Genomic DNA, 15,605 nt, shown 5'->3' with positions numbered 1-15,605 from the left:
TCGTCACTGAGTCTGGCCGGGCAGCACCCGGACACTGGCAAAGGTCTTGTCATCGAAACCGGCGCCCAGCGAGGCCGCGCGCACGTGCAGGTACCAGGCGCCGCTGCGGTCGAGGGTCACCGGTGCTTCGTACACGCCGTCGGCGACTTCCAGCGCCGCCACTTCACGGGGCCGGGAAGTCGGGGCGAGGAAGTAGCGCAACTGCACGTCGGTCACACCGCTGCGCTGGATCTTCTGTTTGCCCTGGACGATGCGAAAGCGCACCACGTACGGGTCGTTGAGGGCCACGGCGGTCTTGTCCAGCAGGAACTCGACTTTTGCCGCGCCCAAGTGTTTTTCCGGCGCGCCGTCGGACGCCACCTGCGCGGTGAAGCAATGAATGATGTTCGGTTGATTGAGCAGGAACGCCACGTCGAAGCGCCCCGCCGCCGGCAGTTTCACTCGTGAGCTGTAGAGACCCGGCGAGACTTCGCGCAGGCTGCGGTCGATCACCAGCGCGGCGCGGGCGATTTGCCCCCGGTTGGGGTAACCGGACATCGGCGCGTTCATGCCTTCGGCGTAGAAATAGGTGGTGTTGTCCACCGGGTTGACCACGAACACCGCGTTGTCATCGCGCGATACCGCGAGGCTCGATGCCAGCGGCAGATCCCCGGCCAGCCGTGGCGGCTGCGGCCCGGCTTCAAAACCCTGAGTAATCGGCTGACGCCCTTCGCCCAGCGAAGACAGTTTGATCATGGTGACTTTCGGCGAGGCCAGTCCGCGCACGTAGGCATACGCCTGGGTGAACACCACTTGATAGGGTTCGGCTGAAACCTCCAGGTCATGGATCGCCGAATCGTTGGCCGCGTCGATGACTGTGGCGCGGTTTTCCACCGTGTTCAGCACCACGCCAAACCGGCCGTCGGCGCTGAAGCCCATCGGGCCGAGGCCCTGTTGCAGCTTGATCACCCGCCTCACGGCGCGGCTGTTGCTGTCGATCACGGTGACGGTGCCGTCCTTGCCATCGGCCACGTACACCGCGCCGGACAGCGGCGAATACGCCACCGACAACGGGCTGGAGCCGGTCTTGACCTGTTGCACCAGGCTCAGGCCGGCGACGTCGATGACGCTCAGGGTGCCGTCGTCGCGGTTGCTGACGAAGGCGAAACGGCTGTCCTTGCTGAACGTGATTTCATGGTGGCCGCGTCCGGTCGCCAGGTGTTTCAGCGGTTTGAGGCTCTGGGTATCGATCACCGTGACCCCGGATTCTTCAGCCTTGGCCGCGTTGTTGCCGACCCACAGCAGACGCTCGTCCGGTTGCAGCGCGACCCGCACCGGTTGGCTGCCGGCGGCCACCGAGTCGATGACCTTGAATTGCTCGCTGTCGATCACCGCCACTTCTCCCGCCGTCGGCATCGACACGAAGACCTTTTTGTTGTCCTTGGGCGTAACCCAGTCCATCGGCGATTGCTTGAGTTCGATCCGCGCCAGGGTGCTGGTAATGCCGCCGACCGAGACGGACGGATCAACCACCGAAACGCTGGCATCGCGGTTCATCACCAGCAGGAAATAGCTGTTGAGGTCGAGCAGCGGCCGCGCGCCGATGTTGGATTTGAGGAACGTGCCGACCCGCGACTTGCAGCTCTGGTCACGGCCCTGGGCCTGGTCGGCGGCAAGGGCTTGCGGATCGATCCACGCCCCCGGCGCCACACCGGACAACGGCTGGCCGGACGCACCGTCGGTGACGCGAAACTGCACATCGGCGAACTCCCCCTCACGCAACTGACCGTCGCTGGCCAGCGGCTTCAGATCGAAGGCGATCGACACACCGTCGCGGGTCAGCACCTGCCCGGCGCCGGTTTGCGCCAGGGCAATCTCGCTCAGCGTGAGCAGCGCGCCGGCCATCGCCAGCAGGCAGACGCCGATGATGTTGATGATCCTGTTCATGTCGCTCTCCCCTACAAATCCTGTCCCCACCTGTGGGAGCGGGTTCACCGGTTCCCACAGGTTGCGCATTGGCACCTACTGAGCAGGCGGCGCCGGCTCCGGCTCATTGGTCACCCGCAGCAATCCCCACAGCCCCGAGGTGTTGCCATAGGCGCCGTAATCGCGAAACAGGTAGTCACCCGGTATCGCGTTGCTGCCCCCGGCGCTCGGGATCATGAAGCTGAAGTGCGCCGCCGGCAGGACGCTTTCGTGAGCGCCGATGTACATCGACATCGGGTTGTAGCCGTAGCGCACCGAACCCACGCCCGGCGTGCCCATCGGGTAGCCGCCGGTGTCGCTCTTCTCGGCCTGGAACGGGTTGAGCGACCAGACGTGTCCGTCGAGCTGGAACGTCGTGCCGCGACTGCCGCCGCTCGGCATCAGGATGTGCGTACGGAACGGCTGACCCGGTTTGGCGTACAGCACCGGCGTCTGCGGATCGCCGCCCACCAGCGCATTGCTGTAGGCCATGTGTGCGTTGGTCATGTCGCCATAACCCGCGCCATCGGCATGACCGAACGGCGCATCCGGGGCGAGGCCGAAGCGATACCACAAAGGTTCGGTCTTGTAGTTGATGGCCATGCTCGAGTTGTCCTGCGGATCGGTCGGCACACCAAAGCCCTCTGCAGCGATGCCTTCGACCGGCCGGCCATTGGCCCAGCGGGTGTTCAGCGCCTTGTGCCAGACCATCGCGAAGTCGCGGTAAGTCGTCTGCCCCGGTGCGGTGACCGTGGCGTTGACCTTGCGCGCATCGTCGACCCAGGTCGCGCCGATCGGCAGGATGCTCATCGCCCCACCCAGGCCTTTTTGCGGTTGCTTGATCACATCTGCCGGGGTGAAGTTCAGGCCACCGAACTCCACGGCCGTGGCGTTGATGTTGTCGACACTGCGCCCCAGTTGCGTGACCGGTTTGCCTTCACGCTCCAGGTGCCCGGCGTAGTACTGATAGGTACGGGTCGGGTAGGCGCCGCTGCTGCCCAACCGTGGTGGCACGGTCTGGACCGGGTTGGCGCCGACGTTGGCACCGTCGGACTTGGTGATGTCATAGGCCAGCAGTTGGGCGTGCAGCCCCACATGGCTGGACGGCCGCATCAGGTTGTTGCTGAAGGTGGTCGAGCCGAGGCCGCTGTTGCGATCACGTTTGACGATGCCCTGCATCACCGCGGTCTGGGTCAGGTCCGGCATTACGCTCGGCAGCCGGTTTTCCAGGGTGATATTGATGCAGTCCCCGGCCGCTGCGCGCAGCACCAGCGGTTCGACCGGAATGCCGGGTTTGAGCTTGCCGCTGACCGGATCGAGGTCGGATTTGCGCACGTACAGGATCGCCGTCGGATCATGCAGCGGCCCGCTCTGGCCACCGATGGTGATGGTCTCGCCGTCCTCCGGATCAGTGACCGTGACCTGCGGGATGCTCACCGTGCGCGAGTTCAGCACCAGGGTGCCGCCCGCCGGATTCAGAGGCCCGCCGACATGCTGACCGAGCCCGGCCGAATCGCCGATGCTCAGGCCCAGCGAATTGCCGAGGATGTCGTTGGCCAGCGCGGCGACCACTTCATAGTTGCGCTGCACCGTCGGCCGGGTGCCGATGCCGTTGGGGTTGGCGCTGATCCGTGGGCAGCTGCCTTCGAACGCCACGGTGTTGCGCATGCCGGCCGGACTCGGGTTGTTCGGGATGGCAAACAGGTCATTGCGTTTGGCCGTGTAGTTGCGCATCACGCCCCAGATCCCGCTCCAGTAGCCTTCGATCGAAGCGTCCATCGAGTACAGATAGTCACCGGTGGTCGCCGCAGAGCTGGACAGCATCGACACCGGTGCGATGAAGCCCATCTGTTCGGAGATGCCGATCATCTGCGAGGCACGCCAGCCGGAGTTGGAGCTGTTGCCGAAACCGGAACCGCTCTGCAGCCACTTCACGCCGTGCAGGGTGACGTTGTGCTCTTCCTCGTGGCCGCCGGCATGCACCCGCAGGCGCACGTTGTCACCGGTGTAGGTACGCAGCATCGGGGTGAATGGATCGCCCGGCTCGCTGCCGCCCTTGTTGATGTGCGGCGGGAACAGCGTGGTGCCGCCAGTCGGTCCGGTGGCAGCCGTCACCAGGTTCGGTGCCAGGTTCATCGCCGGGATCGCACGGTCGGTACGGCTTTGCATGGCGTACGCCAGATCGCCGCCGAGGCCGTCGGCCTGCATGCCGCGCTTGCCGTCCGGGCCGACCTTGTTCGGGTCGTAGACCCGCAGGGCCAGCGGCTCGTTGCGATAGTTGACGACGAACATGCCCGGATCATCCACGGAGATCGCTTGCGGGCAAGGCCGGCTCGGGCAGCCCGGCACCTGACCGCCCTGTACTTCCAGCACGCCTTCGAGCAGGGTGCTGGCGTTGTTGCGCACCGGCGGGTTGATCGCGTAGCGGAAGCTGTCGGCGGTGGCCGGGAAGGCTTGCGGATTCGGCACACCGTTGGGGCCGGCGCCCACGTACACACCGGCTTCATAGGCGTGCTGGAAGTCGCTGTATTCGAGGAAGAATTCACGGAAGCTGTCGTTCTTGCCGTCGCCGTCGAGGTCGCCGGTGTTGATCACCGCCTGCCATGAAGTCGGCCCGCCGTCCTGGCGCGCGCCGCTGTACAGAGGCTCGCCGGTTTCGGCGTGGAACCAGGTGGAACCGGCCGGTTCCGCCAGCACCGTGGCATACAGGCCAATCTGCTGGTGAGTCGATGGGCCGAGGTGGTCGTGGGTGAAGATGGTGCCCAGCCCCCGATCCACGCCCTTGGCGTTGACCACCGGGTCGACGAACCAGCGTTGCATGGCCGTGCGCGCGCCCATCCAGTCACTGCGCCCGAACTGGCCGAAGAACGGATGTGCCTTGGCTTTCGGGCAGGCCTGGGTGCCGTCGCGCGGATCGCTGCCCTCGCACTGGTTGAATTCGCGGATCGCGTGAATGCGTTCCTGAACGGCGCCCGGAGAGAGCACGCCGTCCTCGTAGTTCCAGCCGTTGGAAGAACCGTCGGCGGAGGTCAGGTCCCACTTCGGCAAGTGAATGTGCTGGCCGATCACGTCGGTCGGCGTGCGCACCTGATAGTCGTCCATCTCGTAGGTGGCGGGCACCAGGTTGGTTTGCTGGTATTGCACGCAGTCGAAGGTGTTCATGCGCATCACCAGCGGCTCTGGCGGACGCTGCTTGGTGATCACCGGCCAGGCGTCTTCCCACAACGCCAGAATCCGGGCTTGCGGGAAGTGATAACCGACCTTGTTGTAGACCGCGTCGAACTGGATGTTGGCGGCCTTGTAGATCCGTGGCCGGTCGGCGGTGAAAGTCGAGGCGCCGACGAAGGACATGCCGTCCAGCCGGTCGCCGCTGGCGAATTCACCGCTGCCGGCGCTGCTGGTCAGGCGTTTTTGCCGGTCGTCCATGCACGGTTCGTAGTACGGCGCGCCGGCCATCGGCAAGGCGCCGTTGGTGCGGAAGGCCTTGGCCACGATCTGGTTGCCGGGCAGCAAGGCAAAGCTTGGGTGATCCTTTTTCGCGTGGAACGCCATCGCGGCCTGTTCGACTTCAGTGCCCTCTTCCGGCAGGTAAATCGGTTTGGCGCGGGTGACTTCCTTGGAGAAGTCCAGCGAGGTGGTCACGGTGTGCGCCGCGCCTCCGGCCGATACCCCGTCGAGGGTGTGACGCTGCAAGCCGCCGTCCCAGCCGCCGGACTGATTCGGGTCGAGGTTGGCCCACAGCGCTTTGCCGCTGGCTTTCAAGGATTGCGCGGTGGCGGCGTCGAGCATGTCCAGCGGTGGGGTTGGCGGACGCTGCCCCACCGAACTTTCCATGCCGCCGATCCAGAACGGATAGCCAGGATTTTTCAGGCTGCCGTCGGCGTTGCGGTTGGCTTCGCTGCGATCGACCAGTGCCAGCGAACCAATGGCTTGCGATCCACCGTTGCCGCCGTGGTGTTCGCCGTCGTCCTCTTCTTCATCGTCGTCGTTGCCGGCGACCAGGGTTTCGCCGATTTTCGGCACCACCACCACTTTGCCCGGCATCGGCGCCATGGCTTTGCCGGGCAGCGGCACCACGGCAGGAATCGGCGTGCCGGCAATGATCTCGCCATCCGGCAAGGCGCGGGCACCGGCAGCCGGTTTACCGCTGCGCAGGGCGTAAGGTTCGCTGTGATAACCATCGGCGCCCTGTTGCGAGACTTCCAGCCGAGTGCCTTCCTCGAACACATCGTGCACCCGCCACATCGACCACATGCCCTGGGCGAAATGCGGGTAGAAGTGGCAGTGATAGATCGCATCGCCGGCCACCCGGTTGCGATTGCCGGAGCCGCCGTTGGCGATTTCGTAGGTATAGCCGGCGCCTGGGCCAATGCCTTGGGCATCGACGTAATCGGAGTTGTCGTCGTTGGGGTTGAACAGCCACTGATGGCCGTGCAGGTGAAAGATGTGCTGCTCGTGGCCATTGTGGGTGTTGCGGAATTTGACGAAGTCACCGATGTAGCTGTGGTTGACGTTCGACGGCTCCGACGGATACAGGGCCATGGTGGCCTTGACGCCAACCTGATCGGCGCTCGGTGTCTGGCCGGGGGCGATGTTCTCAAGCCCGGTATTGGCCGGCACGTCCACCAGCATCGCCACGTCACCGACGGTATGCGAGCTGAGGAAGAATTCTTCGTAGGCGCACGACAGGCAATCGTGCATCGGTCCCACGCCGAGGCGGTTGGCGACCACTTCGGCACCCATGCCGCCGGAACCGTAGTTGATCATGAACGAGTCGCGGGTCGGCTCCAGCACATGGGCCATGACCGGGTCGGCCCAGTAGGCAGGGAATGCCTGGGTAGCGGCGGTTTCGTCCTGGAACTGCGAGGCGAAATCGCGAAACGGCTCGAGGCGGTTGGGGATCGCCGGGTTGCGTTTGCCCATCGATTCCAGCGGATAGGTGCTGGGCGCAAAACTGCCATCGGCGTTGCTGCCCATGACAATTGCATCGCTTTCGCTGGAGATGATTTCGTTGCCGTCGACCATGCTGATGATCGGTGTACCGGCCTTGCCTTCGCGCAGCCACGGTTCACGCTGCGGATAGCGAGCCTGGTAATCGACGATGGGGTGACCCGCTGGTGTGCGGCCGGTGGTGGCCAGACGCATTTCTTCTTCGGTGAGGGTGTTGCGATAGGTGCGTCCCGACTTCGGCACCACCACGACCTGGCCGAACAGGCCATTGGCGGTGTTGCCGGCCGCGCCTTCCCCACCGAATGTCGCACCACGGCTGCTGACGGCAAACGCCCCTTCGCGCTCGGCGTACAGCACGTACGAACGGCTCGCGCCCGGCGGCACCAGGGTGTTGGCGTTACGCCCGGTGTAGGAGGAAATGTCGTCGATGCTGTTCACCGCTTGCAGGCCGTTGACCTGGAAGCCGACATGGCGGTCGGCGACCTGCTCGTCGACCTTGAAAGCATCGGCGCCACCGGGGTTCACGGTGCCCTCCTCGCCTTCAGGCCCTTCGAAGTGCTTGTTCGGGTTGGCCTGGTAATCGAGCAGGTTCTGCAGGTTGATCGTCAGGCAATCACCGGCGGCCACCCGCAGCACCAGCGGCCGTGGACGTTTGTCCGCACGCAGCGACACCTTGCCCGGCACCGCGCTGCCGCCGTAGGCCAGCGAAACGTCATGCTCATCGACCACATCGCGGCGCAGGGCGTACATCATGCCGTTGGCGTTTTGCGCACCGAGGCGGTTGAACATCAGCGGTTGATCGAAGGCGACCACATTGGCCACCAGATTGCGCTCGCAGCGCACAGCGGCACTGGCCAGTTCGACGCTGAGCATCGAGACCAGCAACAGCAGCCAGTTCAACAGGGGCGGTGCGTGGTGAATGCCAACCATGATCGGAAACCTCGTAGTGGGTGCTCACAGGGAACGATTCTCGATAAAGCCCTTGGAGCAATCCGCATGCCACAAAAAATGTCGTTCCAACTCAAACGGTTACACAGGTCACTTGAGAATCCGGGGGATATTCCCCACCCGTTTCCCCACTTTTCCGAGCCCCTCGGGTTTGCCCCGAAAGTGGGGAAAACCAGGACTGGGGGCTACAACGGCGCATCCACCGCCAGCCCCTGCAAGCGCCGGTACTGACGCAGCACGCTCGGGACATAGCGCTGGGTTTCGGCGAACGGCGGAATCACCCGACCCCGGCTGAGCACCGCGTCCGGCCCGGCGTTGTAGGCCGCCACGGCCAGGGCGATGTCGTTGTCGAACAGGGTCATCAGGCGCTTGAGGTATTTGGCCCCGCCCTGGATGTTGGCCTTGGGGTCGTAGACGTCTTTCACCCCCAGCTCGCGGGCGGTGTCGGGCATCAATTGCATCAGTCCGCCAGCGCCTTTGGGCGAGGTGGCACCGGGGTTGTAATTGGATTCGGACTTGATCACCGCGTGCAGCAAAGCCTCGGGCAGGTGATTGGCGCTGGCCGCCGCTGACACCAGCTCGGCGTAGGGCTGGTTGGCGATCAATTGCGGTTGCTGGTCAAGGCTGACCAGCGGCGCATCGGACTCGCGAATCACCCGCTCGTAAGTGCGTCCGGGACGGTGGACGTTCGACAGCACGTAGCTGCCCTTGGCGTCCATGGAAACGAAGACATCGGCTTGCGCGACACCGACCGACAGCACGCAGCCGAGCAGTCCTGCAGTGAATGAATGGATCATTGGGCCTCCCCTGACAGGCCCCGAAAAATTGGGGGAAATGCCCCACTGACCCGTCGTTGATCAGCCGTACGCAAGCACTGTGCCGACTCTTGAAAAGCCCGTAATACAAGGGCTTCAGCCCGACCACAGAATTTATCGGGGGCTGAGCATGGCAATTGCATAAGCCCTTTCGGCGACACGGCTGCCACTCACGGGAGGTCATCATGAAGCTGCAATTTCGTCCGCGTGCCCAACGCGGTTTCACCCTGCTCGAATTGCTCGTGGTGCTGGTGGTGCTCGGCCTGTTGGCCGGGATCGTCGCGCCCAAATATTTCGCCCAGCTGGGGCGTTCCGAGGTAAAGGTCGCCAAGGCGCAGATCGAAGGCCTGAGCAAGGCGCTGGATCTCTATCGACTGGAGGTCGGCCACTACCCGTCCACCGAACAGGGCTTGCAGGCGCTGGTGACCGCACCGAGCGACGAAGCCAAATGGACCGGCCCGTACTTGCAGAAAAAACTGCCGCAGGATCCGTGGGGGCGTAACTACACCTACCGCTATCCCGGCGAAAACAGCGAGTACGACCTGCTCTCGATGGGCAAGGACGGCCAGCCCGGCGGCGAAGGCGAAAACGCCGAAGTCACCAACTGGCAATAAGCGGAGCTCACGGCATGCGATTTCAACTCAAAGCAGTGGGCAAGGCCGGAGTGGTGTCGCTGAGCGTCGAGGCGCCCGGCCAGAGCGAAGCACGGCGCATCGCCGAGGATCAGGGCTTGCGCGTGGTCAGCCTGCACGCCGAGAGGCACTGGCGTTCGTTACGCCTGAGCAAGCGAGAAACCTTCAACCTGGTGCTGTTCAGCCAGGAACTGACCACCCTGCTCAACGCCGGCCTGCCGCTGATCGATGCGCTGGAAAGCCTGGCCGAAAAAGAAACCGCCCCCGCCGCCCGCAAAACCTTGAGTGAGCTGGTGCGGCTGCTGTACGAGGGCAAATCCTTCTCCCAGGCGCTCGGACAGTTGTCGGCGGTGTTCCCGCCGTTGTACGTGGCGCTGGTACAGTCCAGCGAGAAGACCGGCGCGGTCGGCGATGCGCTGGGCCGTTACGTGAGCTATCGCCAGCGCATGGACGAGGTGCGGCAGAAGATCGTCAGCGCTTCGATCTACCCGCTGCTGTTGCTGGTGGTCGGCGGTGGCGTGGTGCTGTTTCTGATGGGTTACGTGGTGCCGCGCTTCAGTCTGGTGTTCGAAGGACTGGGCTCGAACCTGCCGTGGCTGTCGCAGATCCTGATGAGCAGCGGCATGTTTCTGCACGCCCATCAGGGTGAGTTTTTCGGCCTGTTGGCGACAATCGTCATCGCCCTCGCCGTGCTGCAGAAACAACCGGCGTTTCGCCGTGGGCTGGATCGGCTGGTGGAGAAACTGCCTGCCGTGCATCAGCGGATTTTCATGTATGAGCTGGCGCGGTTTTACCGGTCACTGGGGATTCTGCTGCAAGGCGGAATTCCGCTGGTGACGGCCATGGGCATGGTGCGCGGCCTGCTCACCGTGGCCTCGCGAGCGCGGCTGGACCAGGCCTGCGAGCGGGTGCGCGAGGGGCAATCGTTGTCCACTGCCCTTGAGCTCAACCGGCTGGTGACGCCCGTGTCCCTGCGCCTGCTGCGCGCCGGTGAACAGTCCGGCAACCTCGGGCAAATGATGGAACGCAGCGCCGATTTCTACGACGAGGAAATCAGCCGCTGGATCGAGTGGTTCGTGCGGTTGTTCGAACCGCTGCTCATGACTTTCATCGGCCTGTTGATCGGGGTGATCGTGATCCTGATGTACATCCCGATCTTCGAACTGGCTTCGAGTATCCACTGACCTCGGGAACGGGTCGGATCACACGCAACAAGCCACATCCACGTTCCCAATCAAGACAACAAAGACGGAGAACGATATGCACATTCAAAAGCTCGTGCTCGCAATGGCCATCGGCGCAGTCCTGTCGGCGTCTACCGTACTGATTCCGGACAACCTGTACGGGGTGTCGAGTGTTCAGGCCAAGGAAGGGGGAAGTGGTGGTGGAGGAAGCGGCGGGGGCGGCGGTGGTAACGGTGGGGGTGGCGGCGGTAATGGAGGGGGCGGTAGCGGAGGCGGTGGTGGCGGTAATGGAGGCGGCGGCAGCGGTGGCGGTAATGGAGGCGGCGGCAGCGGTGGCAATGGTGGTGGTCACGGCGGCGGCAGCGGCGGTGGCGGCAACAGTGGCAGTGGCGGCGGTGGCAACAGTGGCCACAGCGGCAGTGACCACGGTTCGAGCCATTCCGGCAACACGGCGTCATCGGGTCGCAGCGGCACGCATTCTGAACCCGGCGACGACCACGGTGTGCATCGGGCCGGAGAGGTCGGTGATGACCATGGCGTGCATCGCGCTGGTGAAATCGGTGATGACCATGGCGTACATCGTGCCGGTGAAGTCGGCGATGACCATGGCGTGCATCGCGCTGGCGAGATCGGTGATGACCGTGGCGTACATCGCGCTGGCGAGATCGGTGATGACCGTGGCGTACACGTTGGCGGCGAGCCTGGCGATGACAAGCGCGCCAACTGACCCGAACTGAAAGCATCACAATCCCTGTGGGAGCTGGCTTGCCAGCGATGAGGCCTGGTCAGTTAAAGCATCACTGACTGACCCACCGCTATCGCGGGCAAGCCCGACTCCCACAGGGCTCATCGGTGCCCACCAGTTCACCGCAAAACCTAGAGAGCGACATGATTCTGATCCAGCCGCTCACGCAAAAACTCGATCAACGCCTGCACCGGCCGTGATGCCTGACGATGCTGCGGGTACACCGCCGACAGCGTCAGCGGTTCCGGCCGAAACTCGTCCAGCACCGGCACCAGCCGCCCATCCTTCAGCGCCGCGCCGACAATGAACGTCGGCAGATAGGTAATCCCCATCCCCGCCACCGCCGCATCCCGCAGCAACTCACCGTTGTTGACGCGCATCCGCCCGGTGACATTCACCAGCAGCGGCTTGCCCTGCCCCGCATTGAACCGCCACTGCACCGAACGCCCGTGGCCGTAAGGCAGACAGTCGTGGCCCAGCAGATCTTCCGGTTTGACCGGCGCACCGCGCTCGGCCAGATAAGCAGGACTGGCGCAGTACACCCGCTCGATTGACGCGATGCGTCGGGCGATCAGGGTCGAGTCCTCCAGCACACCGATGCGCAGCGCCAGGTCGTAACCCTCGCCCAGCAGGTCCACCGGCCGGTCGCTCAAGTCCACCTCCACCGTGACCTCGCGATAACGCTGCAGAAACGGCGGCAGCAGACAGCCCAGATGCGCCAGCGCAAACGACAGCGGCGCACTCACGCGAATCGCCCCGCGCGGCTCGGCAGTCTGCCCCGCGATGCCCTGCTCCACCGACTCGACTTCACCGAGCAAACGCAGCGCCGACTCGTAATAGCTCTGGCCCAGCGGCGTCACGTCCAGGCGCCGGGTCGAACGGTTGAGCAATCGCACGCCGAGGCGCTCCTCCAGTTGCATCAAGCGACGGCTGACGAACTGCTTGGACAGGCCCAACTGATCGGCCGCCGCCGTGAAGCTGCCGGAGTCCATGACCTGGCAAAAAATACGCATGTCTTCGAACGGGTTCATTGTCACTCTCTGGTTGACAGTTAAACGCTTTATAGCCGCTTTTTCACTTTCCGGCACCTCATTAATCTGTGCTCACGGTGTTGCTGAGGCCTGAAGCCCAGCGCCACAGCAGCCCGATCCCAAGGCATACAAAAACTCAAACGACTTAAAAAGGAATTGCACATGAACATCAAGAAAACCCTCGCCGCTTCCCTCCTCGCCCTGTCCATCGGCAACGCCTTCGCCGCCGAAAGCACTGGCGTCGAACACAACACCCAGGCCTTCCTCGACGCCCTCGCCGCCGGCGGTGGCAAACCGCTCGAGCAACTGAGCCCGAAAGACGCCCGTGCGGTGCTGACCGGCGCCCAGGCTTCGGTGAAGGTTGACCTGTCCGGCGTTGAAGTCAGCGACAAGGCGATCAAGGTCGACGGCCAGACGATCAACCTGAAAGTGGTGCGTCCGGCCAAGGTCAAAGGTGAGTTGCCGGTGTTCATGTTCTTCCACGGTGGCGGCTGGGTGCTGGGCGACTACCCGACCCACCAACGCTTGATCCGTGATCTGGTGGTGGGTTCCGGCGCGGTCGCGGTGTATGTCGACTACACGCCGTCGCCGGAAGCGGAGTACCCGACTGCGATCAATCAGGCTTACGCGGCAACCAAATGGGTGGCCGAGCACGGCAAGGACATCGGTGTCGACGGCAAGCGTCTGGCGGTGGCCGGCAACAGCGTCGGCGGCAACATGGCAGCGGTGGTGGCGTTGATGGCCAAGGAACAGAAAACCCCGGCGCTGCGCTTCCAGTTGCTGATGTGGCCGGTGACCAACGCCGGGTTCGATAACGGCTCGTACCAGCAATTCGCCGAGGGCCACTTCCTGACCAAGGGCATGATGCAATGGTTCTGGGACAACTACACCACCAACCCGGCCGAACGTGCACAGATCCATGCCTCGCCGCTCAACGCCAGCGCCGAACAGCTCAAGGGCCTGCCCGCCGCGCTGGTGCAGACCGCCGAGTTCGACGTGCTGCGTGACGAAGGCGAAGGCTACGCCCGCCACCTCGACGCGGCCGGTGTGCCGGTGACCTCGGTGCGCTACAACGGGATGATTCACGACTTCGGCCTGCTCAACCCGCTGAACGGGATTCCTGAAGTGAAAGCCGCCGTGCGCCAGGCTGCGGCAGAACTCAAGACCCATCTGAACTGAGTGCAACCCCTCGCCACACCTTCGGGTGTGGCGTTTTCTTTTGTGCCCGCCGGAGTTCATCCCATGAGCCTTTTTTCTGCCCACCTGCTGTCCTGGAGCGCTCTGCTGCTGGTGCTCGACACCTTGCTCTGGCACCTCGCACCGTTCAAGCATCGCGCGCAACGGGTCGCCGTGCGACTGGTGCTGTTCCTGGCCTTCAACGCGCTGGCCATCAACGCCGGCGTCAGCCCGTTGCAGGCGCCGCTGTTTGCCGACGACCCGGTGGCGCAACTTGGGGCGACGGCACTGGGCATTCTCTGGTGGCTGTACGCCGCGCGGGTGCTGACCGAAGTCATCGGTTTGATCCTGATGCGCCGCATCGGTCACAGCGGCCGCCTGCTGCAGGACGTGATCGGTGCGCTGGTGTTTCTGGCGGCCATCGTCGCAGCGGCCGGTTATGTACTGGATCTGCCGGTCAAAGGCCTGCTGGCGACTTCCGGGGTGGTGGCGATCGTCATTGGTCTGGCGCTGCAAAGCACCTTGGCTGACGTGTTTTCCGGCATCGTGCTCAACACCACCAAGCCGTATCAGGTGGATGATCTGGTGGTCATCGACGGCGTCGAAGGCAAGGTGCTCGACATCAATTGGCGCGCCACGCACCTGCTGTCCAGCAGCGGCACTCTGGCCGTGGTGCCGAACTCGGTGGCGGCCAAGGCCAAGATCGTCAACCTCAGCCGGCCGAACAACCTGCACGGCGTGTCGATCAGCATCAAGGTGCCGAACCACATTCGCCCGCGCCGGGTGCTCGACGCCCTCGAGCGCACGCTGCAAGGCAGCAGCAGTCTGTTGCTGACGCCCGCGCCGAAAGCGGTGCTGAAAGAGGCCGGCGACGAAATGTCGGAATACGTGGCCAGCGGGTTCATCGCCGAACTGGGCAAGAAAAGCGAGGTGCGCAATCAACTGTTCGACCTCGCCCACCGCCATCTCGAAGCGGCCGGTATTTCGCGGCACCCGGACGGTGTGATCGAACCTTCTACCCGCGCCCGCGCGTTGCTCGATGAAGTGAAAATCTTCCGCTCGCTGAGCCACGAGGAACGCGATCGCCTCGCCGAATCGATGGTCGCGCAGCAGTACAGCGCCGGGCAGGTAGTGCTCAATCTGGAGGAAGTCCCGGACAGCCTGTTCGTGATCGCCACCGGCGTGGTCAGCGCCAGTGTGCCGGACGGCAACGGCTTCACCGAGGCCGGACGCATGGGGCCGAGTGAGGTCATGGGTGAGCAAAGCATCCTCGCGGACACGCCTTCGCAAGCGACGTTTACCGCGCTGACGTCTTCGATCATTTATCGCCTCGACAAGAACCTGACCCGCCAGTGCATGGAACAACGCAGTGAAGTGGGTCAGGCGTTGAACAAGTTGCAGGCGGTACGGCAGCAGAACAGTCGGCTGGCGTTGATGGCCAAGCCGGCACCGGTGAAAAAAGGTGGATTTCTGGGCTGGCTGCAAAAGCGCTGAGCCCTTTTCTGAAGGCAAAAAGAGGCCCGCCATTTTGGCGGGCCTCTTCATTACAAGCTTACTTGGCCGTGAACTTGGTGTAGCTGTTGATCAGGTTGCGGTAGTTCGGCAGACGCTGGGACAGCAGATTCGCCAGGCCTTCCATGTCGTTGCGCCAGTCGACTTGCAGCTCGCAGGCCACAGCAAACCAGTTCAGCAGGTGTGCGCCGGCAGCCGACATACGCGCCCACGCCGCTTGTTGCACGGTGGTGTTGAAGGTGCCGGAAGCGTCGGTGACCACAAACACTTCAAAACCTTCAGCGATGGCCGACAGGGTCGGGAACGCCACGCACACGTCAGTCACGACACCGGCGATGATCAGTTGCTTGCGGCCGGTGGCCTTGATCGCCTTGACGAAGTCTTCGTTGTCCCAGGCGTTGATCTGGCCAGGACGGGCAATGAACGGCGCGTCCGGGAATTGCTCTTTCAGCTCAGGCACGATCGGGCCGTTCGGGCCGGAATCGAAGCTGGTGGTGAGGATGGTCGGCAGGTTGAAGAACTTGGCGATGTCGCCCAGTGCCAGCACGTTGTTCTTGAACTCGTTCGGCGAGAAATCCTGTACCAGCGAGATCAGACCGGTCTGGTGGTCGACCAACAGCACAACGGCATCGTCTTTGTTCAAGCGTTTGTAAGGAACGTTGCTCATG

Annotated in this window: 10 protein-coding genes; 5 read left to right on the top strand and 5 right to left on the bottom strand. The window is 63.7% G+C overall.

Annotated elements, in window-relative coordinates; all coding sequences use genetic code 11:
• Positions 1 to 3 precede the first annotated feature (3 nt).
• From ACTJK7_RS03620 to ACTJK7_RS03610, 3 genes are all read right to left on the bottom strand, one after another.
• The gene (locus tag ACTJK7_RS03620; RefSeq protein WP_108560832.1) at positions 4 to 1,926 is read right to left on the bottom strand and encodes a YVTN family beta-propeller repeat protein; all 1,923 of its coding nucleotides are present in this window, start codon (positions 1,924 to 1,926) and stop codon (positions 4 to 6) included.
• A 75-nt stretch (positions 1,927 to 2,001) separates the two neighbouring features.
• Entirely contained in the window at positions 2,002 to 7,824 is a 5,823-nt protein-coding gene (gene mnxG / locus ACTJK7_RS03615) for a manganese-oxidizing multicopper oxidase MnxG (RefSeq protein ID WP_440780284.1), read from the bottom strand.
• 203 nt (positions 7,825 to 8,027) lie between these two features.
• Positions 8,028 to 8,639: a lytic transglycosylase domain-containing protein gene (locus ACTJK7_RS03610; protein WP_221615678.1), complete on the bottom strand. Its 612-nt coding sequence runs from the start codon at positions 8,637 to 8,639 to the stop codon at positions 8,028 to 8,030.
• A 203-nt stretch (positions 8,640 to 8,842) separates the two neighbouring features.
• Here ACTJK7_RS03610 and gspG point away from each other — a divergent pair, with 203 nt between their 5' ends.
• The 3 genes from gspG (at position 8,843) to ACTJK7_RS03595 (ending at position 11,200) form a co-directional block, all read left to right on the top strand.
• The gene (gene gspG, locus ACTJK7_RS03605; protein ID WP_011333421.1) at positions 8,843 to 9,271 is read left to right on the top strand and encodes a type II secretion system major pseudopilin GspG; all 429 of its coding nucleotides are present in this window, start codon (positions 8,843 to 8,845) and stop codon (positions 9,269 to 9,271) included.
• A gap of 14 nt (positions 9,272 to 9,285) precedes the next feature.
• On the top strand, positions 9,286 to 10,473 hold the full coding sequence (locus ACTJK7_RS03600) for a type II secretion system F family protein (RefSeq protein ID WP_007956102.1): 1,188 nt from the start codon (positions 9,286 to 9,288) through the stop codon (positions 10,471 to 10,473).
• 76 nt (positions 10,474 to 10,549) lie between these two features.
• The gene (locus ACTJK7_RS03595; RefSeq protein ID WP_440780283.1) at positions 10,550 to 11,200 is read left to right on the top strand and encodes a hypothetical protein; all 651 of its coding nucleotides are present in this window, start codon (positions 10,550 to 10,552) and stop codon (positions 11,198 to 11,200) included.
• A gap of 149 nt (positions 11,201 to 11,349) precedes the next feature.
• Here ACTJK7_RS03595 and ACTJK7_RS03590 read toward each other — a convergent pair whose 3' ends face one another.
• Positions 11,350 to 12,249 (bottom strand): LysR family transcriptional regulator, encoded by a 900-nt coding sequence (locus tag ACTJK7_RS03590; RefSeq protein ID WP_236197446.1) that lies wholly within the window; start codon positions 12,247 to 12,249, stop codon positions 11,350 to 11,352.
• A 162-nt stretch (positions 12,250 to 12,411) separates the two neighbouring features.
• Between ACTJK7_RS03590 and ACTJK7_RS03585 the strand changes: the two genes are divergently transcribed.
• Positions 12,412 to 13,428, top strand: a complete 1,017-nt coding sequence (locus ACTJK7_RS03585; RefSeq protein ID WP_440780282.1) for an alpha/beta hydrolase — start codon at positions 12,412 to 12,414, stop codon at positions 13,426 to 13,428.
• 63 nt (positions 13,429 to 13,491) lie between these two features.
• Positions 13,492 to 14,919, top strand: a complete 1,428-nt coding sequence (locus ACTJK7_RS03580; RefSeq protein WP_108560820.1) for a mechanosensitive ion channel family protein — start codon at positions 13,492 to 13,494, stop codon at positions 14,917 to 14,919.
• Between the two features lie 58 nt (positions 14,920 to 14,977).
• Here the strand turns inward: ACTJK7_RS03580 and ycaC are convergent, their stop codons facing one another.
• Positions 14,978 to 15,604: an isochorismate family cysteine hydrolase YcaC gene (ycaC, locus tag ACTJK7_RS03575; RefSeq protein ID WP_040068711.1), complete on the bottom strand. Its 627-nt coding sequence runs from the start codon at positions 15,602 to 15,604 to the stop codon at positions 14,978 to 14,980.
• Position 15,605: the final 1 nt, after the last annotated feature.

Origin of the sequence: Pseudomonas sp. 22085 (assembly GCF_052045815.1) — a bacterium.
GTDB lineage: Bacteria > Pseudomonadota > Gammaproteobacteria > Pseudomonadales > Pseudomonadaceae > Aquipseudomonas > Aquipseudomonas glycinae.
This window is presented reverse-complemented; position numbering and strand designations above follow the sequence as displayed.